The following is a 19,355-nucleotide window of genomic DNA, read 5'->3' on the forward strand; positions in this document are numbered from 1 at the left end:
AGGCTGACTAATCAACGTTGTCCTCACACTGTCAACGGGCGACAAGGAGCGGTAAAACGGTTCTTGGCGCGGAATACAGGGTTCGATTACTCGACGTGAGTCGTGTCGGGTGGCTACTCGACCTGCAGCGTGTAGATCCGTTTTCGCGCGTCGGCGAAGGAAAACCGGGAGTCGATAACGCCGACATCTTCGAGGCGGGAGAGTGCGTACCGGACCGTCCGCGGTGGCAGCAGCGTCTCCTCGGCGAGTTGGCTCTGAGTCAGAGTCTCGTTGTACTCCAGGACTTTCGCGACGAGTTTCGCGCTCGGCGGGAGATCGCGGACGGCGTCCCACCCGCTGGTCTCGTGCTCGCTGTCGGTATCAGCGGACTGGATATCGGATGCACTCATGGTACTGTCACCATATCCAATACAGAGTGATAATATTTTCTGTTCGTAATTATGCTCTGTGGAAATGTTTCGGCAAAAAGCGCGGCCACGGCCGGGGTTCGATGCCCGAAAGTTTACCTTCAGTACATCCGGTGTCACAGACGTGGACGAAGTCGAGGTCAGCACGGTCGTGTACGTCCCACCCGAAGAGGTCTACGAGTTTCTGTTGGACTTTCCGGGCTACGCGCGATACTCGGAGTATCTCGATCGCGTGGTACAGGACGGCGACGGCTCGCCGGGGACGAACTACGACCTCGTGTTCTCGTGGTGGAAGCTCTCCTACACCGCTCGGTCGGCGGTGACTGACGTTTCACCGCCGACGCGCATCGACTGGCGGATCGTCAAGGACATCGACGCCGAAGGGTACTGGGCAGTCGAGCCTGACCCGGACGGCGTCCCGGCGGACGTGGAGACGGCGTCACGGGTGCGGTTTCACGTTGCGTTCGACCCCGGGTCGGCCTCGGACAATGCCGTCGACCTCCCCAGACTCGTTTCGATGGACTGGGTCATCGAGAAAGTCAAGCCGCTCATCCGCAAAGAGGCGACCAAAATCGTCGAACGTGTCGTCGAGGACCTCGAAGGGCAGGAACGGGACGTCGATCTGGAGATTCACGCCGGTCCGGATTCGGTGTAACGCGGCGACGGAGCGTTACTCGGGCGTCTCGTAGTCGCCGCCGTACCGGATGAAGAAGTACGCGAGTCCGAGCGTCGCGACCATCACGAACGAGGTTGCGACGCCGAGCGTTTTCGCGCTGTTTGGCACTTCCGGCGGGCCGGAGCTCCCACTACCACCACCGCCGCCGGAGGACTTCGCTGGGTAGTCCGTCCCGACGACGACGGCCCCCTTCATGCCGAGGCTCTCGTGTGGCACGCAGACGTAGGGGTAGATGCCGTCCTCCTCGAAGGTGTGCTCGTAGTTGACGCCGGCGCTTGAGACAGCGCTACCGGAGTCCAGCGGCCCGTCGCCGTCCGAGACGACGTTGTGGCCGCCGCCGTTACCTGTCCACTCGAACTGGACGGTCGCGCCGTTGTCGACGTGAATTGCGGGCGGGCCGAAGCCGAAGGCTCCGCCGTTGGCCTGCACGCCGACCTCCACCGTCGCTGTGTCCTGTCCGGTTGCGTCGACGGTCGACCCGTCGAAGTTCCCTACCTGGTCCAGGAAACCGCCGTAGTCCGGCTCGCCGCCGCCTCCACCGCCGTCGCCGCCCTCGGTGCCTTCCTGTGCGGTCGCGGTGCCTGCTGCGGCCGACGCAGCCGTGGCCCCTGCCGCCGTCCGCAGGAAGCCCCGACGGGACACGTCCGCTCTACCGTCTGTCATACCTGACCGTTTGTGACTCCCCGTCCTGAATATGTCGGTTTCGAATCGGGGCAGTACTCTTCACAGCATATCACAACTGCCACGGCTGCCGTGAAACATTTAACGCCGGTAGAACGAAACCACCGGTATGTCTACCGGAAGCCACGGGGTCGTCGGCGGGATCCGTATCGACCTCAATAGATTACACGAAACGTGGATGGAACTCGTGTATCCACGTCAGCGAAACGCTAACGACACCGTCCTCGGGACGTGGACGCCGGACTCCTCGGTTGGGTTGGCCCTCTATCGCCTCTGGTCTGCGCTCGGGGTCCCAGTCATCGCGCTGGTGTATCCGCTGGTACTGTGTGGCGTCGTCCTGCGCTACCAGACCCGTCGCATCGACGGCACGGCGACCCGCCTGGGCGTCGTCGGCGTCGTTCTACTCTCCGTCGTCGCCTGGGGTGGCCTGGCGGCTCTTGCGCGACTCGAACCGGGGAGTATCGACCTCGTGTCGGGTGGGTTCACCGCCGTGGTTGTCGCCGGCGGCGTTGCGACGCTATCGAGCGCGCTCGCGGTCACGTTCCGGCGGGTCGGCGGCCGTGGGACGACGGTCGCGCTGGCATATCCGTTCGCTATGACGGCCATTTTCCTGCCGCCGGTCGTCGCAGCGCTGTACTCGACGACCGTCGCCTCGGTCGTCATTCCAGCGAGCGACTCGCTGTCGCGGTGGTTCCTCTACGAGGTGCTGGCCTCCGTCGGCGTCGCTGAGTTCTTTATCGAGAACTTCGACCGGGAAGGTATCGCCTACGTCATCATCTGGCTCGGCATCTCTATCCCGCTGGGGTGGGTGCTCGGCCTACTGGTGACGCTTGCGGACTTCGTCCGCCCGACAGAGTAACCGCAAAGCCAACGTTTAGACGACCCGGGCTCCAATGATCGGCTGTTATGGAATTCGATACGACAAAGACTGCAATCGCCTTTCTCGTCCTTGTCGGGGTAATGGTGAGTGGCTCGTTCATGGGAATGCCTTCGAGTATCGCACTTCCCGTCAGTGTCGGGCAGATAGTCGTCTTCGCGCTAATTCTAGCGCTCGGCGTCAAACACGGCGAGTACCGCGCGACTCGCTAAACGGCCCCGTAGCGGACGATTAAAAGGAGCTACGACGGCGTCGTGTCGTCTGGCCGAACAACGGTTTCTTCCGGCGCATCCCCGTCAGCAACAGCGATATCCCCAGTCTCGTCGCCACCGAACACCACCGTCGCGCCGGCCCGCATCGGCGCAAGCAGTCCGGCGACGATTGCCCCCGCCGTCGTCATCGGTGCCCGGAGCGCGACAGTCGTCTCCGCGCCGATATCGTAGTCTGCGACGACACGACCGCTTTCGGCCATGAGCTCGCCGTGCGTGTACGTTCTGTCGGCCGCCAACACGTCGTCCTCGGGCGCGACTTCGCCCGGCGGCTGGAGCGGGTTCTCGCTCCACAGCTCCCGCTCGAACTGGGCGATGGTGGGATCATCGACTGGGCCGCCGTATGCTAATCCCTTCGTCCCTGGCCCCTGCGTGTAGCGGTCGAGCCACGCCGCTGGTGCGATAAGCGCCGTCGCATCGACCGCATTCGGCGGGTCCATATCCACGACCGCGCCATCGAGCGCGGCCGCGAGGAAGGCAAGCAGCGCGTCCGGCCCGTCCCGAAGGTAGCCCGGCTGGTCCTCGTCAGTTGGCTCTTTCGGGCCGACGACGACGGCAACCCGCGTCCCGTGCCGGACGCCGTAGTGTCGCAGCAGATTTCCTCCTTTCCAGGCGTTCGTGGCGAAATCGGAGTAGCTGTACGGTGTCGACCGCTCCGGCGAGCGAAAGAGAACGCCGTCGCGGTCGCGGGCCTGCGCGACAAGGTCACCGAGTACCTGCATGTGTCGTCGTTCGGCCCCGCCGATGAAAAACAGCGCGGCCACAAAGCCGATATAAGTGGCCTCCTCCACGCTCTAGAAATGAAAAGACAACAACAAGTCGCCGACGTACTCAGATACAATGACTTCGACACACCGCCCGCCCACCGGCTGCTCGACGTGGTGGCTGAACTCGGTGACATCGCGGCCGAAGTCAACGAAACGACCGGCTACGGTACCGACTCGACGGCGCTGTCGATACGGGAGGAGGAACTCGGCGACGCCCTGTTCGCGCTGCTCGCGCTGTGTGAACAACTCGATGTCGATGCCGACGCCGCGCTCTCGACGGCGCTTGCGAAGTACGAGGGTCAGTCCGGCTCAGACGGGACGCCGGCGAGCGGCGACTGACTACAGCGAGTTCTTCAGTTTCTCGAAGAAGCCTTCCTCGACGTCGACCTCCTCGCCACCGGCCTCCGCGAACTGTTCGAGGGCCTCCTTCTGTTCGGCGTTGAGGCTGTCGGGCGTGACGACCTGCACCTGTACGTAGAGGTCACCCTTGCCGCGTCGGCGGAGTCGCGGCATTCCTTTGCCCTCCAGTCGGAACACCTCGCCGCTCTGGGTCCCGCTGGGCACGTCGACTTCGACTTCGCCGTCCAGCGTCGGGACAGTGATGGTGTCGCCGAAGACGGCCTGCGGGAACGAGATGGCCTGCTGGTGTTGCAGGTCGTCGCCGTCGCGCTCGAAGTCCGGGTGGTCGCGCACGCTCACCTCGATGAGCAGGTCGCCGTTCGGGCCGCCGTTCTCGCCGGGCGCGCCCTCGCGCTCCATCCGGAGCGTCTGCCCGTTGGCGATGCCGGCCGGGATCTCGACTTCGAGGCTCGCGTCGTTCTGGACGACGCCGTTGCCCCGACAGGTCGAACACGTCTCGTCGTACAGCGTTCCCTCGCCGTCACACCGGCGGCAAGTCGTCCGCTGCTGAACCCGGCCCATCGGCGTCTGCTGGACCTGCGTCGTCTGGCCCTGCCCGTTACACTCCGGGCAGGTCTCCGAGTCGGCCCCCGGCGGATGCCCGGCCCCGTCACAGTCGTCGCAGGCTTCCGGCCGGGTGACGTTCAGCTGCTTTGTCGCGCCGTTGTACGCCTCTTCGAGGTCGATTTCCAGTCGCGTCTGGAGGTCCTGGCCCTGCCGCCGTCGGCTGCCACCGCGCCCACCGCGGCCACCGCCGCCGAAGAACTGGTCGAAGATATCCTGCATATCGAAGCCGCCAGCGCCGCCGCCAAAGGGGTCCCCGCCCATGCCGCCGCGGCCGCCGCCACCGCCAGCGCCGCCGCGCTTCTCGGCCTGCTCGAAGCGCTCGTGGCCCATCTGGTCGTACATCTGGCGCTTCTCCTCGTCGGTAAGGACCTCCTTGGCTTTCTTGGCTTTCTTGAACTTCTCCTCGGCGTCGGGGTCGTCACTTACGTCCGGGTGGTATTCCCGGGCTTTCTCTCGATAGGCCTCCTTGATCTCGTCTTCGGAGGCGTCCCGAGAGACACCCAGTATCTCGTAGAAATCCTGACTCATTCGTTGTACGAGGCTTAGACGATTGAGCTACTTCAAAAGAACGGGTTGCCGACTAGTAGTGTTTGACTGTACTGCTTACACACTGATCACACTGCTGTCGTGCGATCAGGTGTGCATTGCTGTTCAATGGCTACTATAGCTCTTTACCGTGGTCCAATTGAACGGGTCCTCGAACATTCAACTAACGACTCCAGCGTTCGGACCGTACCGGGGCGCTTATTTCCGTGCCGGGGGAGGATTCGGGCAATGAATCCTGAGTCGTCGCGTGGTCACCGGGGTCTCGTCACGGTCGAGCGAGTCGCAGTCTGGGGGCTCGCGGCGCTGGCCGCTGTCGGGCTGGCCGCACTCGTCGTCGGCCCCGGTGCGGACCTGCGGACGGCGTCCCCGTCGGTCACCATCGACGGCCAGTTCGAGGTCGAGGCAGGGGCGGTCACGCTTACCCACGCTGGCGGGGACAGACTCACGGACACCAGCACGCACGCGCTGGCGCTCGTCGTCACTGATGCCGACCGGAACCGCTCGACCACGCTGACGTGGGCTGAGGCGGACCAGCTACCCGTCGAATCTGACGATACAATCGTTCTTGACGACCCGCGCGTGGACTCAGACGGTGACGGTAACTACCTTGACGGCGACGTCTCCGTCGGCTTCTTCCTCGACAGCGGCGATACGATTGCGGTTCGCTGGACCGGCCGCCCACTCGGTGCGCCGGGCGAGCGGACGACGACGCTCGACACAGTGACGCTCGGTAACGAGACTGGCTGACTGTTTGCACCTCACGGGCGGGTCCGTATAGCGTCTCCGGGAAGCGTCACCGGCCGCTATCGGTGGTGTGCCTGTCCTGCAAACGGTCACGAACGGACGGGCCCGGTGCGGACATACACGTCCCCGGCTCCGGTCACGGTCACTGCGTAGTCGTCCAGCTGAAACGAGAGCGAGACGGCTCTGTCCGGACCTGATGCATGGACAAATAGCTCGTCAAGCGCGTCCGGATCGAGCGTTTCGATGAGGGGCGATAGCTCTATGGCCTCTCGGTCAGCCGCGGTCGCGACCGTTTGCATCACTGCGACTGACGGTGAGACAACGTCCCAGTCGAACTCCGCGTGGAGGGTGTCCGGGTCGTCAGATGTCCGGTCGGGCCGCCTGTCGGACCCACTCATTACTGGAAATATGTCTATCTATCATATTAATTCTACTGTCAATTCATCAGTTGGATATGTGATGTATAATATAGCTATCTAATATCGGAGTGAACACCGGTTACATGTCTGTGAATACACGGTGTTGGTTACATTTTATAACCGTAGGCTGATACAATAGCTATCCGATGAACTTGCTTTTCGGAGTGAACTGTTTCCACCGAGAGTGAACACTGGGGTCGAAATACGGGCAGCGAGATGACTGCTGAGTTCCATCTTACAGCGATCTGCTTCGGGGAAACCACGTTCTGGACGCGCCGCTCAGAGCCTGTCGGACCGATCTTTTGAAAATAGCACGCAGCAGATGTGGTTGGGACACATAGATTGCTGCGTGCCAACTACTCATAGTCAGGACCCATGTATAACAGTTGTGTGATTAATTGAGTAAACATAGATGTCACGTTGAAATAACTTCGACGCAGATCGTCGATTACAACCGCTGGAGGCTCCTTCAGTCACAATACGCTATGGATCGTTCGTCGAACAACGCTCACTGAGACGAGAGCCGACAGTGTTACAGTAACAACGTCTTTTACCTGTGGGCGTCATCTCTCTACACATCCTCGGCTTCCACCGAGATGAAGGTTGGGACACATGACATCTGATGCAACACACGAAGAAGCAGTAAGTTTACTCCAGGAGTTGGGCCTGAAAGAGTATGAGGCGAAATGTTTTGTCGGACTCTCTCGGATGTCCAGCGGTACAGCGAAGGGACTGAGCGAGGTGACGGAGGTCCCGAGAACGCGGGTCTACGACGCCGTCCGGATTCTCGAAGCGAAGGGGCTGGTCGAGGTCCAGCATTCCAGTCCCCAGCAGTTCCGGGCCGTCCCGCTCTCCGAGGCCACCGAAACGCTCCGCGATCAGTACGAAGAGCGCGTCGAACGCCTCCAGTCCGCGCTACGCGAGATGGGAAGCATCGAGTCCGACGACGACGAGGCCGAGCTACAGGAGGTCTGGTCGCTCACCGGGTCCGAAGCTATCGAGAACCGTGCCGCGGCAATCATCGGCGACACGACCAACGAAGTGGTCCTCGTCATCGGTTCCGACGCGGTCCTCACCGAGCCACTGATCGAGCAACTCAATTCCATCGACTCGGATATCGACCTTATCGTCGGAAGCGGGTCCGCTTCGATACGGGACCGCGTGGAACAGGAAATCCCACGCGCGACCGCGTTCCTGTCGGAACTGGACTGGCTCCGCGGCGAGATGACACCGCAGGAAGACGCTGCTGTCGGCCGGCTCCTGCTCGTCGACCGGTCGGCAATGCTCGTCAGCTCAATCGACCCGCAGAATGGCGACGAACAGGCCATCTTCGCGACCGGACTCAGAAACGGACTCATCGTCATCGCGCGCCGCCTCCTCTCGCAGGGCGTCGTGGAAATGACGCCACTCAAACAGGATTAGCGAACAACGCAGTTCGGGATTTTGCCCACCCTATCTCTCACTCGTCGTAGTTCTCGGAGAGGAACGCAAGGAGCGGTCGGACCTGCTCGTACTCCGGGCCGCGTGTTACCCAGTGGGTCTCCCGGTCCCATTCGATGAGCCCTATCTCCGCTAACTTCGGGAGATGCCGGTGATAGAGGTCCGCCGGGATTGCCGGCTCGCCCACTGGTGTCCGACCGCCGTCGAACTCCGAGATGGACGGCCGCCACCGCTCCGTGTCACGTATCGCTAAGAGTATCTGCCGACGGTCTTCGTGTCGCACCGCGTCGAGGTGGGTGCTCAGCCGCTGCGCTTGTATCTGTTTCTGGTTGCTCACTGTGCGGCCGTACGCTCGACTATCTGATATATATGCGCTATTTTCATTATCTTATACTGTTTTGATTATCAGGGTTACCTGCGCTAGGCGATCCCTACTAATACTCCGATTCCTTGGTTAGGAGGATCGGAACAGCGATGTGCCCGCTCACAGCGATTGTCAACTCAACATGATGGAACGCAGCCATGTACTGAACAGATACTCCTACTGACCCAATCCGACCGCTTCGTGAATCCGACAACGCTCCCCAGACCCGTGGATTCAGCTTCAGCACTTCCGGCACTCAAAAAATATGTGCCGTTCACCGTTGCGAGCCCGCCAGACACGTCTAACGAGCTGGTGAAAACGACTTATTCTTCGTCATCGTCTTCGAGACGTTCGCTCCGCTCACGTCTCGAAACACCGGAAGATATCGCTTCGCTCATCTTCCGAGCCGACGACTCGGCCTCGTCCTGTTAGTCCTCGTCCTCGTCGTCGACGTCTTCGAAGTCGGCGTCGACGTACTCCTCGCCCTGCTCTGCAGCGCCGCCTGCTGCGCCACCTGGCCCAGCGGCTCCGCCGGCCCCGGCTGCGCCGCCCGGACCAGCGCCCGCGGCACCGCCGGCGGCCTGCTGGGCCTGGTCCTGGTACATCTGCTTGCCGATCTCCTGCAGTTCCTCGCTCAGGGTTTCGGTGACCTCCTCGTAGTCTTCCTTCGTGGCGTCCTCGTCTTCGAGGACTTCCTCGACGTCCTCGATTTTCGCCTCGATGTCGGACTGGAGGTCCTCGTCGATCTCCTCCTCGTTCTCGTCGAGGAGCGTCTCGGCACGGCGGACCGAGGCCTCGGCCTCGTTGCGCGCTTCGATGCGCTCGCGGCGCTGCTCGTCCTCTTCGGCGTGCTGTTCGGCCTCCTGTTGCATCTCCTCGATCTGGTCGTCGGAGAGGCCAGCACCGCCTTCGATGGTGATATCCTCCTTGTTGCCCGAGCCCTTGTCCTCGGCTTCGACGTTGACGATCCCGTTCTCGTCGATGTTAAAGGACACTTCAATCTGGGGCGTGCCCGCGGGGGCCGGCGGGATGCCGGAGAGCGCGAACGCGCCGAGCAGTTCGTTCTCCTCGGCAATCTCACGCTCGCCCTGGAAGACGCGGATCTGGACCTGCGTCTGGTTGTCTTGAGCGGTCGTGAAGATCTTCGACTCCTCGGTCGGAATGGTCGTGTTCTTGTCGATGAGTCGCTCGAACAGGCCGCCCTTGACCTCGACACCCAGCGATAGCGGCGTCACGTCGAGCAGGACGATGTCGTCCACGTCGCCCGAGAGGACGCCGGCCTGAATGGCCGCGCCCAGCGCGACGGCCTCGTCGGGGTTGACGTTCTTCTTCGGCTCCTGCCCGGTCATCTCTTCGACCTGGTCTTGCACCTGGGGCATCCGCGTCGAACCGCCGACGAGGATGACCTCGTCGATGTCGCTCTTGGTGTAGTCCGCGTCGGCAAGCGCCTGCTCCGTCGGCCCGACGGTGCGCTCGATGAGGTCCTCGGTAAGGGACTCGAACTTCGCGCGCGTGATCTTCTGTTCGAGGTCCAGCGGCCCGTCGTCGGTGGTCGCGATGAACGGGAGATTGATCCGAGTTTCCTTTCGCGAGGAGAGTTCGATCTTGGCTTCCTCGGCGGCTTCGGTCAGCCGCTGGAGGGCCTGCCGGTCGTCGCGCAGGTCGATGCCGTGTTCAGCCTCGAACTCGTCTGCGAGGTAGTCGATGATGGCGTGGTCCCAGTCGTCGCCACCGAGGTCGTTGTCCCCGTTCGTGGCGACAACCTCGTAGACGCCCCCACCGAGATCGAGGATGGAGACGTCGAAGGTGCCGCCCCCGAGGTCGTACACGAGGACGGTCTGGTCGGACTCGTCGTCGAGGCCGTAGGCCATCGCGGCCGCGGTCGGCTCGTTGACGATGCGCTCGACCTCGAAGCCGGCGATCTCCCCGGCGTCCTTGGTCGCCTGGCGCTGTCGGTCGTTGAAGTACGCCGGGACGGTAATGACGGCCTTCTCGATCTCGTCGCCGAGGTACTCCTCGGCGTCGTGTTTGATCTTCTGCAAGATCATCGCCGAGACCTGCTCCGGCGTGTACTCCTCCCCGTCCAGTTCGACCGAGTAGTCGTCCTCGCCCATGTGGCGCTTGATCGACTGGATGGTCTCGTCGGGGTTCTTTACCGCCTGGTTCTTCGCCGGTTTCCCGACGAGTCGCTCGCCGTCGTCGAACGCGACGACAGAGGGTGTCGTCCGCTCGCCTTCGCCGTTGACAATGATTTCGGGGTCGCCACCTTCCATGACCGCGAACGCGCTGTTCGTGGTCCCAAGGTCGATACCCAGAATCTTGTTGCTCGCCATCTTACCCGCTCATAGCGGATTGCGCCGGTTAAAAGTTGCTAGATGTACTGACCGGAAAAACGGACAAAGGGGCCTCCTCCGGGCGGTTTTATACTCGGTGGCGTTCCCTGACCGGTGATTATTTAATGTACCGCAATACGACCGCTATACCATCGTGGTCGCCCGCTACTCCTCGCTCTCGCTGACGGTGACCTGTGCCTCGCGTAGCACTTTGTCGGCCATCTCGTAGCCCGGCCGGTGGACATCGGCGATGGCTCCGTCCGGCTGGTCGCTGTCGACGCGGGCGAGCACCTGATGCTGTGTCGGGTCGACGTCTCCGCCGGGCTCGGGGTCGATGACCTCGACGTTCTCGGCGTCGAGCACGTCGTCAAGCTGCCGGAGCGTGGACTCGACTCCGCCCCTGATATCGGTGTCCTCGTCCTGTCCGAGCGCGCGCTCCAGATTGTCCCGAACGTCGAGCAGGCGCGTCACGAGGTCTTCGGTGGCGCGCTTCTGTTCCTGTTCGCGGCGCTTGTCCATCCGCTTTTTGTAGTTCTGGAACTCCGCTTGCTTGCGCTTGAGCTTCTCCTCTAGCTCCTCGATGTCGTCGTCCTGCTGTTCGACCTGCGATTCGAGACTGTCTACGCGTGTCCGCAGTGCGGAGAGTTCCCGAGCGACGTCTTCGGGGTCCGATTCGGCGACCCGGTCGACCAGATCGTCGTCGACGTCGAACTCGCCCAGGTCAACCTCGTCCGCGGTGACGTCCTCGGGGGCGTCTTCGAAATCCGCGTCGACGTTGCCGTCCGCTTGCGCCTCGCTCGCGGTCGACTCCTCCGTCGCGGCCGTGTCGTCGGCTGCGTCCTGCTCGGTCATACCCGATAGAAGTCGTCACATGGATAAAAGGATTCAGAAACGGTGTGGCGGTGACACTACCCACCGAAGCCGGCGTCACAGGAGGAAGCTAACGACCATCAGGACGAGGAACACGACGACGAGTATCTTCGCTATTCGCATGCTGAGCCCCGCCACGCCCCCCAGGCCGGCCAGCCCAGCAACGACGGCGAGGACGAGAAACAGCAGCGCCAGTTCGAGGAACCCGCCACCGGGCTGAAGCGGGACCGCAGTTAGTAGGTGCTTCATGCCGTTGTGTACCACCCCATCCTGATTTATTATAGATCCCCTAATCAGGGACCGATGGCGAACGCGCCGGGGTCGTACTGGAACCGCGTTCGATAGGCAGTCCACTCACCGAGTTCTTTCAAGCGGTATTTCGCGAAGGAGGGGTTCCGAACCAGTTCCAACTCTGCGAGCCGTTCCCGGACCGGGTCGAAAAGGGTCGCCCAGTCGAGTTCCCGGAGCGATTCGTCCGGGTTCGCCTCGCTCTCAGTGAACGTTAGTCCGTCGTCTGTTCGCTCGATGGTCCCGTACTGGTACCGGGTCCAGACGGTATACTCACCGAACGGAACGGTCTCAGTGGGTGGCGGCGGTCGACGGTACTGCGCCTGAAACCGCTGGTGTAGTTCGTCGCCACCCCACAGCACTCCGCGGGTAAGGAGCTTGATCCGTCGGTTGGCGTCAACACCGCTGTTGTAGACGATACGTGCGTGTTTGTATTCGCTGGACCGGAACTGCTCGGCGACGTCGTCGTCATGGTGGATATCGATCTCGTACTGATACGGCAGTGGCGTCCGACTTGCGCGTTCGAGCACTGAGACCGTCTCCTCGCCCCGGCGCAGGTCGTCGTACGGTCCCGTTCCACGCCACTGCGCCGGGTCGGCCTCGTCGGGGTCGACCCATCGGTCCATACTAGTACTATGCGTGAAGCGTTCTTAGCTTTTCCCGCGGCTCATGAGTCCCTGACCCGGAATTATCGACGTTGGCCCCGGAACGACGACCTACACCAGCACGCGGTCGAGTTCGACAACGAGGCCGCTGTCGGCGTCCGGGTCGCCGACGAGCGTTCCCAGACAGACCGCAGCGCCGTCGGGCGTGACACAGACAACCTGCGAACCCGTCTCGGGCGTCGCGTCGCCGGCTTCGGCCGGCCCAGTTTCGATGACACCCGGCGCATACACCGGCGCACCGTCTTCGACTTCCCGAGCAGCACTCGGTGCAATCGTGACCCGCGGCAGGTGGACCAGCGCGCGCTCCGCCGGCTGGACAATCTCGCGGAGTTTCCCCTCGTCACCCTCGTCGGCAAACGCTAGCGCGTCGACGAGGTCGTGCATCGTCGACAGCGACGCGTCGTCGAAGGTACCGGTCGCCGTCCGGCGGAGATCGCCCATGTGTGCGCCGGTCCCCGCCGCCAGCCCGATATCGTGACACAGTTTCCGGATGTACGTGCCCGAAGCGCACCGGACGCGCAGGAGCAGCCGACGCTCGCCCTGTTCGAGGATGTCCAGCGAGTGAATCCGCCGCGCGCGCAGTTGGCGCTTGACCGCGCTCTTCCGGGGCGGCTTCTGGTAGACCTCGGTCTCGAACTCGGCGACGATATCCGCGATGTCGGCGGGGGCCTGGTCGTGGAGTTCGAGCACCGTCACGTACTCCTTGACGGCGTCGTCGAACACCTGCGCCATCCGGGCGGCGTCGCCGAGCAACACGGGGAGACAGCCGGTCACCTTCGGATCGAGGGTCCCGCCGTGGGCGACCCGGTCCTGGTCGGTGGCGTTGCGGATCCAGGCCGCCACCTGGTGGGCCGAGGGTCCCGGTGGCTTGTCGAGGTTGACGACGCCGAACGAGCGAAGCGAATCGAGGTCCCGTTCGCCGGGCGGGGCACGGAGTGTCATCGGCTCAGAACTCGTACCGGACGTTCTCGACCGGTGCCTTCCCTTCGTCGCCGTCCGGGCTGTACGATTCGACGGCGTGCAGGGTCACGCTCAGAACGCCCTGCGGGTCCCAGCGAGCGGTGTTGACCGCCAGATCGTAGATAGAGAGGTCGTCGAAATCGATGTCGTAGTAGTCGCTGTAGCGCTGGGCCTCGCTCTCGCCGCGCTCCCGGGTTTCGGTCTTTGCCTGCTCGAAGGGCTTGTTCTCCCGCGTCGCGATGCGGTCAGCGCGCACATCGAGCGGCGCGGTCAGCCACAGTTTCATGTCGGCGTACTCGCCCGCCATCCAGCCGGCGAGACGGGACTCCAGTACGAGGTCGTCGCGCTCGGCGGCGATATCCCGGAGCCGGCGGTCCAGATCGCGGTCGATCTGATCGTCCTCCTCGGCGGCTTTGTTCAGTTCGAGCGGCGTCATCCCGCGCTCTTCGGCCAGCGAGCGGAAGATATCGCCGCCGCTGACGTGCTCGTAGCTCAGGGCGTCGGCCAGGCTCTTGGCAAGCGTGCTCTTGCCGCTGCCGGCCGGGCCGGAGACGGTAATCAACATAGAGGTGTTCGGGGGGCCCCGATAGAAAGGGCTGTCTCTTCGCGCCTACCCGGTCGGCGTCGTCTCGACGTTGAGCGCCTTCCGGATGATCTGGGTGAACGACAGCGAACACAGGAAGTACCAGACAATCCACGCCTGGACTGGGCCGGCGACGCTGTTGCTCCACGCTTCGACCTCGCCGAAGATGGGGAGCGTAATCACCGGGCTCGCGTCGACGCCGGCTCCGAAGACGATCCAGTAGAGCCAGAGGAACAGCGGAATGTTGACCAGCATGATCCACACCATCGGGCGGAACTGCTGTTTGAACATCCCCATCTGGTCGGTCATCAGCTCCATCTGCTCCTCTTCCAGACGGTCAAGCGCCTCTTGGTCGTCGCGTTCCTTCGCGGCTTTGCGGCGCTCTTTCAGGTCCTCCATCTTCTCCTGATGGTCGCCCATCCCCGACATATCCATGAGGTTGTCCTGGAGAATCGTCGAGGTGGTGCCGGTGATGATCGCAAGCACCAGGATGACGACATAAAAGGGAAGCATATCGTTGAGCGGCCCGAGGACAATGTCGATCACCCCGCCTGCGATAACGTCACGGACCGAGGTCATCGAGTAGCCTGCAAACAGGCCGAGCGTCCCGAGGCCGGCGAGCTTGTCCCACTTCGACCAGCCGCTGTCGTCGTCATCGTCGCTGGGCTCGGCGTCGGACTCTTCAAGCGCCTCGCGGACGCCCTCGGGATCGTCGATGACGAACCCCTCGCCGTCGGCGTCGATGAGCAGGCCGGATTCGATGAGCCGGCCCCACTCGCCGCTCGTGAGGTCGTCGCTCACGTCGCTCCAGGTAACGGTCCCGTTCTCTTCGGCCGCAGCGAGTACCGTCGAGAGCGCATCAGTCATTGCCTCGCCGTCTTCGGCGAGTCGTTCTACCTTCGGCGCGGTACGTGCCATTGTGTGTGCTTGAGGTGCGACGGCATATCAACGTTTTACTCTGACTGTCTCGACGATATCGGCCTCGAACGGCGGTTCCGTCGCGTCTCAGGCCGTCTGTGCGTCGACGGCGTCCTGAATGTCGCTCCAGACCTCGTCGGGCGTCTGTTCGCCATCGACGGCGACGAAGCCGTCGTGGTCCCCGTAGTGGTCGATGACCGGTGCGGTGTTGTCGTCGAACACGTCCAGTCGGTTGCGGACGGACTCCTCGTTGTCGTCGTCGCGCTGGATGAGGTCGCCGCCACAGTCGTCACAGACACCGTCCTCTTCGGGCTGATTGAACTCGACGTGGTAGTTCGTTCCGCAGTCGTCACAGACCCGCCGGCCCGTGAGCCGGTCGACCAGCTCCTCTCGCGAGACATCGAGCGAGAGAATCACGTCGAGGTCGGTCATCCCTTCCAGCTCCTCGGCCTGTTCGAGATTGCGCGGGTAGCCGTCGAGGACGAACCCGTCGGCCTGGGACAGCGCTTCGTCGACGATAGCGTTGACCACCGCGTCCGGCACGAGGTCGCCCGCTTCCATGTACTCGCGGGGCGTGTCGTACTCGGTGTCCATGTCGCTGATGTCCATGTCCTTGTTCGCCCGGAGCGCGTCACCGGTCGTGATGTGTTCGACGCCGTACTCTTCGGCGAGGTTGGCGCTCTGGGTCCCTTTGCCGGCTCCCGGCGGCCCGAGAATCAGGATTCGCGGATTCGACATAGGAACGGTTTCCGAGGGGTCAGTTAAATGGTTGTCCAAATCCTGCCGTCGGGTCGTGCTGCCGCCACCCAAAGGTGTGTAGGCCCCGCCGACCAACCGACGGTATGCTCGAACCCGGAGCGCCAGCGCCCGACGTCAGCGCCCAGAACCAGTTCGGCGAACCCGTCTCGCCCGACTTCGAGGAGCCGACGGTGGTGTACTTCTATCCCGAAGATTTCACCGGCGGCTGTACCATCGAAGCCCGCGACTTTCAGGAACACCTCCCGCAGTTCCGCGAGGGCGGTATCACCGTCTACGGCGTCTCGATGGACGACGTGGCGACCCACGACGAGTTCGCCGAGGAGGAGGGCCTGCTGTACGACCTGCTGGCCGACTCCGACGGGACCGTGGCCGAAGCGTTCGGCCTGGACACCAGTGGCGGCCGGACGGACCGCCGGACGTTCGTGCTGGCCGACGGTGAAGTCAAGTCCGTCTACGACCCAGCCCCCTCGAACCCCGAGGGCCACGCCGAGGAAGTGCTCCATGACGTTCGCAACGAGTACGTCCAGGGTGGATAGACGGCTGTAGCCTGTTTTGCCGCGACAGCATACCGACCACCAGTCTCAGAACACTTCAGCGCCGCCGCCGATTCGGGTCTGGTACACGCGGGCATCGACGCCGCGGTCGCCGAAGGCATCGAGCATCGTGCTCGCGATTTTCCGGCGGTCTTCCTCGGCGCAGGCGGCGATAACGGTCGGACCAGCCCCGGAGATGGTGACACCGGTCGCACCGGCCGCCAGCGCGGCCTCGCGGACCTGTTCGTAGCCGTCGATGAGTTTCGCGCGGGCCGGCGTCACCACGGTGTCGTGCATCCCCTGACCGACGAGTTCGGGGTCGTCGCGGTGCATCCCCGTCGTCAGCGACGCGGCGTTGCCGACCGTCTCTACCATCTGATCGACGCGGGCGGTCTCGGGGACGACGTTGCGCGCGTCCCGCGTGGAAACGACGATGTCGGGGAGACAGGCGACGAGGGGGATGTCGGCATCGACCTGCGTGACGCCCTTCTCGGTCGCGATGGTGAACCCGCCCATGATGGAGGGGGCCACGTTGTCGTCGTGGGCGTCCCCTGAGACGACGGCCTCGCCCTTGGCGGCGATGGGAACCAGCTCCTCGCGGGAGTAGCCGCGGTCGTACAGTTCGTTCAGCCCGACGGCCGCCGCGGCGGCGCTGGCCGCGGAGGAGCCCAGCCCCGATGCGGGACGGACGCCCTTGTCTATCTGAATACGTGCCGGCGCATCGAGCGCCTCGGCGACCGCGCCGACGGTGTTTTTGTCGGGGTCCTCAGGGATATACTGGCTGCCAGCGCCAGTCATTTCGATGGTGACCCGGTCGGCCTTCTCCAGACGGACGACATCGGCCGGACGCTCCAGTGCGACGCCGAACACGTCGAAGCCGCTCCCGAGGTTCGCACTGGTAGCCGGCGCCCGGACTGTCAGCATGCCTGCGAATTTCAGCAGTGTAGGCAAAAAGGTAGCGAACCGACACTGTGGCCGTTTCGCAGTACTGAGAACGCGGCCCAAAGGCATAATACAGGGAAACCTGACGTTGGAATAGGTATCGATATGGATGTCGACATCGCCACGGTCGCCATCCTCGGGAACGCGGGTGGGGCGCTCATCGGTTTCGCAATCGCTGTCGTCGCCGCCCGAAACCAGGATGTCCCCGGCGCTCGCCAGTACGGCTGGCTCGCGGTCGCTGGGGGCTGCTGGTGTGCTCTCTCGATATGGCAGATACTAGTTTCGGACCCCGCCGCTGTCAGGACAGTGTACCTGCTGTCGCGAACCGCCGCTATGCAGGTCATCGGACTCTGGGTCGTCTTCGCGCTCGTCTACACCGGCCGACAGTCGTGGCTTCGGCCATCGTCTCTCGTCCCGCTGTTTCTCGTGGTGAACGCGGACGTGCTGTTACTGCTGACGGACCAGGCACACGACCTCGTCGAAGTGGTGGCCGTGCCTGTCACTCAGCTCGGTACGACGCTGGTCGCCATCCAGCGTGGTCCCACGTTCGCGGTACTTCTCGCCGTCAGTTACGGGCTGTTACTGCTCGGATACGCACTCCTGATTGAGTTCTTGTTCCGGTCGCAGAACGTCTATCGGCGACAGACAGCGGCGATCATTATCGGAACCGGCCTTCCGATATTCGTCGCTGTGCTGTATGATTTCGGCTACACGCCGCACCCGGCCATCGACTTCACGCCGGTAGCGTTCTCGCTCAACGCGGTGCTCGTCGGCTGGGTACTGTTCAAGGACGAGTCGCTGTCTGTGACGACGCTGTCGGGTGACACCCTCGTCGACAACCTCCCCGACCCGGTCATCGCTCTCAACGACGACTGTGTCATCATTGATTACAACGCCGCGGCGGCCAGCGCACTGGATCAGCCGGACCCCGACGGAGAGTTGCTTGACGACCTCGTCCCGGGGCTCGTTGACCACATCGAGCGTGGCGAGGTGTTCTCGTTCGGAGATTCGTTCACGTACTACAACCCACAGACGACGAGCCTCACCGACCAGTCCGGGACGGAACGCGGTCGGCTCGTCGTTCTCAGGGACGTGACCGGCCAGCAGCGCCGCCAGGACCGACTCGAAGCGTTACAGGCCGCGACCCAGCAGTTTATCGAGGCCGAGACCGCCGAGGCGGTCGCGGAGATGGCTGTCGAGTTCGCGACGGCCGTCCTCGACCAGAACGCGGCGGGCGTGTTCCTCGAAGACGACGGCATCCTCGAACCGGCCGTCATTAGCGAATCGATTGCGGAACACGTCGAGGACGAACTGCTGTACGCCTCGCCGACGGACGAGCCCGAAAGCAAGCTCTGGAAGACATACGAAACCGGTGAGATACAGGCCGTCTCGCTCGATAAGGACGGACTCGACCCACTGGACAACGCGCTGATGCTGCCGCTTGGCTCCCACGGCGTGATGGCGATTACGTCCCACGACAGCACCCTCGCCACGGAGGACAGGCGATACGCCGCGATTCTGGCACAGACGACGCAGGTCGCCCTCGACCAGGTGGAACGCGAGCGCGAACTCCGCCAGAGCCGCAGTTCTGTCCAGCGACGCCGCGAGCAGATCGAGTTCTTCAACGGCGTCCTCAGACACTCGCTGCACAACGCGATGGTCGTCATTCGCGGCCGCGCGGAGCACATCAGAACCGACGTGCCGCGGTCGAAACGACGGCATCTCGACAGCATCAGCAACTGGTGTGGGAAGCTCACGGAGATGAGCGAAACGATCCGGGATATCAACAACACCGTGACGGCGAGCGAAGCTGAGCGGTTGGACGCCGTCGACCTCAACGCCACACTCCGTCGCTCGATTGAGTCGCTCCGGGTCGAGTACGATTCGGTATCGATCTCCTGTGAACTGGACGGAGACTACAGCGTGCAGGCGAACGAACTGCTCGAAGAGGTCCTCCTGAGCATCCTCCGGAACGCGGTCGACCACAACAACGCTGACACCCCGCAAGTGACCGTCTCGGTCCAGCAGGCCAGCGACTGGCTGCAGGTCCGTATCGCCGACGACGGCCCCGGAATGAGCGACGAACTGAAGACGACGGTGTTCGAACGCGGGCTCTCGCCCGACCAGACCGCTGGCGGCTTCGGCCTCTACTTCGTCTCGGTCATGATGGACCTGTACGGCGGGACGCTCTGGTTCGAGGACAACCACCCGACGGGGACCGTCGCGATCCTCGAATTCCAGCAGGCGGTGACGGGTGATGAGGCGGAAGATGACTTCGGACCCGACGACACGGAGACGGCGGCGACCGAAGCGCAAACTAAATCCCACGACCGCTGATAGGTCGGGGT

Annotated in this window: 23 protein-coding genes; 8 read left to right on the forward strand and 15 right to left on the reverse strand. The window is 63.3% G+C overall.

The window, feature by feature from the left end; genetic code table 11:
• Positions 1-113 precede the first annotated feature (113 nt).
• Positions 114-389, reverse strand: a complete 276-nt coding sequence (locus ACNO8S_RS02305) for a MarR family transcriptional regulator (RefSeq protein WP_014039534.1) — start codon at positions 387-389, stop codon at positions 114-116.
• A 142-nt stretch (positions 390-531) separates the two neighbouring features.
• Here ACNO8S_RS02305 and ACNO8S_RS02310 point away from each other — a divergent pair, with 142 nt between their 5' ends.
• Positions 532-1,062 (forward strand): type II toxin-antitoxin system RatA family toxin, encoded by a 531-nt coding sequence (locus ACNO8S_RS02310; RefSeq protein ID WP_014039535.1) that lies wholly within the window; start codon positions 532-534, stop codon positions 1,060-1,062.
• Between the two features lie 15 nt (positions 1,063-1,077).
• Here ACNO8S_RS02310 and ACNO8S_RS02315 read toward each other — a convergent pair whose 3' ends face one another.
• On the reverse strand, positions 1,078-1,746 hold the full coding sequence (locus ACNO8S_RS02315) for a halocyanin domain-containing protein (RefSeq protein WP_014039536.1): 669 nt from the start codon (positions 1,744-1,746) through the stop codon (positions 1,078-1,080).
• Between the two features lie 127 nt (positions 1,747-1,873).
• On the opposite strand from ACNO8S_RS02315, the gene ACNO8S_RS02320 reads away from it, so the two are divergent.
• Both ACNO8S_RS02320 and ACNO8S_RS02325 read left to right on the forward strand, forming a co-directional pair.
• Positions 1,874-2,623, forward strand: a complete 750-nt coding sequence (locus tag ACNO8S_RS02320) for a hypothetical protein (RefSeq protein WP_014039537.1) — start codon at positions 1,874-1,876, stop codon at positions 2,621-2,623.
• A 47-nt stretch (positions 2,624-2,670) separates the two neighbouring features.
• On the forward strand, positions 2,671-2,853 hold the full coding sequence (locus ACNO8S_RS02325) for a DUF7333 family protein (protein ID WP_014039538.1): 183 nt from the start codon (positions 2,671-2,673) through the stop codon (positions 2,851-2,853).
• Positions 2,854-2,882: 29 nt separating this feature from the next.
• Here the strand turns inward: ACNO8S_RS02325 and ACNO8S_RS02330 are convergent, their stop codons facing one another.
• Positions 2,883-3,632: a hypothetical protein gene (locus ACNO8S_RS02330; protein WP_050007457.1), complete on the reverse strand. Its 750-nt coding sequence runs from the start codon at positions 3,630-3,632 to the stop codon at positions 2,883-2,885.
• Between the two features lie 78 nt (positions 3,633-3,710).
• Here ACNO8S_RS02330 and ACNO8S_RS02335 point away from each other — a divergent pair, with 78 nt between their 5' ends.
• Positions 3,711-4,016, forward strand: coding sequence for a nucleotide pyrophosphohydrolase (locus ACNO8S_RS02335; protein WP_420182409.1), 306 nt, complete (start codon positions 3,711-3,713; stop codon positions 4,014-4,016).
• On the opposite strand, the gene dnaJ is transcribed toward ACNO8S_RS02335, so the two are convergent.
• The gene (dnaJ, locus tag ACNO8S_RS02340; RefSeq protein WP_050037554.1) at positions 4,017-5,171 is read right to left on the reverse strand and encodes a molecular chaperone DnaJ; all 1,155 of its coding nucleotides are present in this window, start codon (positions 5,169-5,171) and stop codon (positions 4,017-4,019) included. It abuts the gene before it with no gap.
• 246 nt (positions 5,172-5,417) lie between these two features.
• Here dnaJ and ACNO8S_RS02345 point away from each other — a divergent pair, with 246 nt between their 5' ends.
• Complete coding sequence (locus ACNO8S_RS02345) at positions 5,418-5,936, forward strand: hypothetical protein (RefSeq protein ID WP_420182410.1); 519 nt, start codon at positions 5,418-5,420, stop codon at positions 5,934-5,936.
• Positions 5,937-6,022: 86 nt separating this feature from the next.
• On the opposite strand, the gene ACNO8S_RS02350 is transcribed toward ACNO8S_RS02345, so the two are convergent.
• Entirely contained in the window at positions 6,023-6,331 is a 309-nt protein-coding gene (locus ACNO8S_RS02350; RefSeq protein WP_420182411.1) for a HalOD1 output domain-containing protein, read from the reverse strand.
• A gap of 729 nt (positions 6,332-7,060) precedes the next feature.
• On the opposite strand from ACNO8S_RS02350, the gene ACNO8S_RS02355 reads away from it, so the two are divergent.
• Complete coding sequence (locus ACNO8S_RS02355) at positions 7,061-7,774, forward strand: TrmB family transcriptional regulator (protein ID WP_420182412.1); 714 nt, start codon at positions 7,061-7,063, stop codon at positions 7,772-7,774.
• Between the two features lie 37 nt (positions 7,775-7,811).
• On the opposite strand, the gene ACNO8S_RS02360 is transcribed toward ACNO8S_RS02355, so the two are convergent.
• From ACNO8S_RS02360 to ACNO8S_RS02400, 9 genes are all read right to left on the reverse strand, one after another.
• Positions 7,812-8,129 carry a DUF7344 domain-containing protein gene (locus tag ACNO8S_RS02360; RefSeq protein ID WP_008310829.1) on the reverse strand — a complete coding sequence of 106 codons (318 nt, stop codon included), beginning with the start codon at positions 8,127-8,129 and terminating at the stop codon, positions 7,812-7,814.
• Between the two features lie 455 nt (positions 8,130-8,584).
• Positions 8,585-10,489: a molecular chaperone DnaK gene (gene dnaK, locus ACNO8S_RS02365; protein ID WP_050037556.1), complete on the reverse strand. Its 1,905-nt coding sequence runs from the start codon at positions 10,487-10,489 to the stop codon at positions 8,585-8,587.
• 165 nt (positions 10,490-10,654) lie between these two features.
• Positions 10,655-11,341: a nucleotide exchange factor GrpE gene (locus ACNO8S_RS02370; RefSeq protein WP_014039547.1), complete on the reverse strand. Its 687-nt coding sequence runs from the start codon at positions 11,339-11,341 to the stop codon at positions 10,655-10,657.
• Between the two features lie 75 nt (positions 11,342-11,416).
• On the reverse strand, positions 11,417-11,608 hold the full coding sequence (locus ACNO8S_RS02375) for a DUF1328 family protein (protein WP_014039548.1): 192 nt from the start codon (positions 11,606-11,608) through the stop codon (positions 11,417-11,419).
• Positions 11,609-11,652: 44 nt separating this feature from the next.
• A complete protein-coding gene (locus ACNO8S_RS02380) occupies positions 11,653-12,273 on the reverse strand; it encodes a hypothetical protein (RefSeq protein WP_014039549.1) in 621 nt (206 codons plus the stop codon).
• A 90-nt stretch (positions 12,274-12,363) separates the two neighbouring features.
• Positions 12,364-13,254, reverse strand: coding sequence for an RNA-guided pseudouridylation complex pseudouridine synthase subunit Cbf5 (locus ACNO8S_RS02385; RefSeq protein WP_014039550.1), 891 nt, complete (start codon positions 13,252-13,254; stop codon positions 12,364-12,366).
• Between the two features lie 4 nt (positions 13,255-13,258).
• Positions 13,259-13,837, reverse strand: coding sequence for a (d)CMP kinase (cmk, locus tag ACNO8S_RS02390; protein WP_129756038.1), 579 nt, complete (start codon positions 13,835-13,837; stop codon positions 13,259-13,261).
• Positions 13,838-13,882: 45 nt separating this feature from the next.
• Complete coding sequence (locus ACNO8S_RS02395; protein WP_014039551.1) at positions 13,883-14,773, reverse strand: DUF106 domain-containing protein; 891 nt, start codon at positions 14,771-14,773, stop codon at positions 13,883-13,885.
• 87 nt (positions 14,774-14,860) lie between these two features.
• Positions 14,861-15,511 (reverse strand): adenylate kinase, encoded by a 651-nt coding sequence (locus tag ACNO8S_RS02400; RefSeq protein WP_050037558.1) that lies wholly within the window; start codon positions 15,509-15,511, stop codon positions 14,861-14,863.
• A 104-nt stretch (positions 15,512-15,615) separates the two neighbouring features.
• Between ACNO8S_RS02400 and ACNO8S_RS02405 the strand changes: the two genes are divergently transcribed.
• Positions 15,616-16,068 carry a peroxiredoxin gene (locus ACNO8S_RS02405; protein ID WP_050037559.1) on the forward strand — a complete coding sequence of 151 codons (453 nt, stop codon included), beginning with the start codon at positions 15,616-15,618 and terminating at the stop codon, positions 16,066-16,068.
• Positions 16,069-16,113: 45 nt separating this feature from the next.
• On the opposite strand, the gene ACNO8S_RS02410 is transcribed toward ACNO8S_RS02405, so the two are convergent.
• A complete protein-coding gene (locus tag ACNO8S_RS02410) occupies positions 16,114-16,989 on the reverse strand; it encodes a homoserine kinase (RefSeq protein WP_129756039.1) in 876 nt (291 codons plus the stop codon).
• A gap of 123 nt (positions 16,990-17,112) precedes the next feature.
• Between ACNO8S_RS02410 and ACNO8S_RS02415 the strand changes: the two genes are divergently transcribed.
• Positions 17,113-19,344 carry a histidine kinase N-terminal 7TM domain-containing protein gene (locus tag ACNO8S_RS02415; RefSeq protein ID WP_050037561.1) on the forward strand — a complete coding sequence of 744 codons (2,232 nt, stop codon included), beginning with the start codon at positions 17,113-17,115 and terminating at the stop codon, positions 19,342-19,344.
• Positions 19,345-19,355 lie beyond the last annotated feature (11 nt).

This window comes from Haloarcula sp. KBTZ06 (genome assembly GCF_048595605.1).
GTDB classification, from domain to species: Archaea; Halobacteriota; Halobacteria; order Halobacteriales; family Haloarculaceae; genus Haloarcula; species Haloarcula hispanica.

Coding starts and splice junctions, on each gene's coding strand:
- ACNO8S_RS02305 (WP_014039534.1), bottom strand. CDS start 389: ATGAGTGCATCCGATATCCAGTCCGCTGATACCGACAGCGAGCACGAG.
- ACNO8S_RS02315 (WP_014039536.1), bottom strand. CDS start 1,746: ATGACAGACGGTAGAGCGGACGTGTCCCGTCGGGGCTTCCTGCGGACG.
- ACNO8S_RS02320 (WP_014039537.1), top strand. CDS start 1,874: ATGTCTACCGGAAGCCACGGGGTCGTCGGCGGGATCCGTATCGACCTC.
- ACNO8S_RS02325 (WP_014039538.1), top strand. CDS start 2,671: ATGGAATTCGATACGACAAAGACTGCAATCGCCTTTCTCGTCCTTGTC.
- ACNO8S_RS02330 (WP_050007457.1), bottom strand. CDS start 3,632: ATGCAGGTACTCGGTGACCTTGTCGCGCAGGCCCGCGACCGCGACGGC.
- ACNO8S_RS02335 (WP_420182409.1), top strand. CDS start 3,711: ATGAAAAGACAACAACAAGTCGCCGACGTACTCAGATACAATGACTTC.
- dnaJ (WP_050037554.1), bottom strand. CDS start 5,171: ATGAGTCAGGATTTCTACGAGATACTGGGTGTCTCTCGGGACGCCTCC.
- ACNO8S_RS02345 (WP_420182410.1), top strand. CDS start 5,418: ATGAATCCTGAGTCGTCGCGTGGTCACCGGGGTCTCGTCACGGTCGAG.
- ACNO8S_RS02350 (WP_420182411.1), bottom strand. CDS start 6,331: ATGAGTGGGTCCGACAGGCGGCCCGACCGGACATCTGACGACCCGGAC.
- ACNO8S_RS02355 (WP_420182412.1), top strand. CDS start 7,061: ATGTCCAGCGGTACAGCGAAGGGACTGAGCGAGGTGACGGAGGTCCCG.
- dnaK (WP_050037556.1), bottom strand. CDS start 10,489: ATGGCGAGCAACAAGATTCTGGGTATCGACCTTGGGACCACGAACAGC.
- ACNO8S_RS02370 (WP_014039547.1), bottom strand. CDS start 11,341: ATGACCGAGCAGGACGCAGCCGACGACACGGCCGCGACGGAGGAGTCG.
- ACNO8S_RS02375 (WP_014039548.1), bottom strand. CDS start 11,608: ATGAAGCACCTACTAACTGCGGTCCCGCTTCAGCCCGGTGGCGGGTTC.
- ACNO8S_RS02380 (WP_014039549.1), bottom strand. CDS start 12,273: ATGGACCGATGGGTCGACCCCGACGAGGCCGACCCGGCGCAGTGGCGT.
- ACNO8S_RS02385 (WP_014039550.1), bottom strand. CDS start 13,254: ATGACACTCCGTGCCCCGCCCGGCGAACGGGACCTCGATTCGCTTCGC.
- cmk (WP_129756038.1), bottom strand. CDS start 13,837: ATGTTGATTACCGTCTCCGGCCCGGCCGGCAGCGGCAAGAGCACGCTT.
- ACNO8S_RS02395 (WP_014039551.1), bottom strand. CDS start 14,773: ATGGCACGTACCGCGCCGAAGGTAGAACGACTCGCCGAAGACGGCGAG.
- ACNO8S_RS02400 (WP_050037558.1), bottom strand. CDS start 15,511: ATGTCGAATCCGCGAATCCTGATTCTCGGGCCGCCGGGAGCCGGCAAA.
- ACNO8S_RS02405 (WP_050037559.1), top strand. CDS start 15,616: ATGCTCGAACCCGGAGCGCCAGCGCCCGACGTCAGCGCCCAGAACCAG.
- ACNO8S_RS02410 (WP_129756039.1), bottom strand. CDS start 16,989: ATGCTGACAGTCCGGGCGCCGGCTACCAGTGCGAACCTCGGGAGCGGC.
- ACNO8S_RS02415 (WP_050037561.1), top strand. CDS start 17,113: ATGGATGTCGACATCGCCACGGTCGCCATCCTCGGGAACGCGGGTGGG.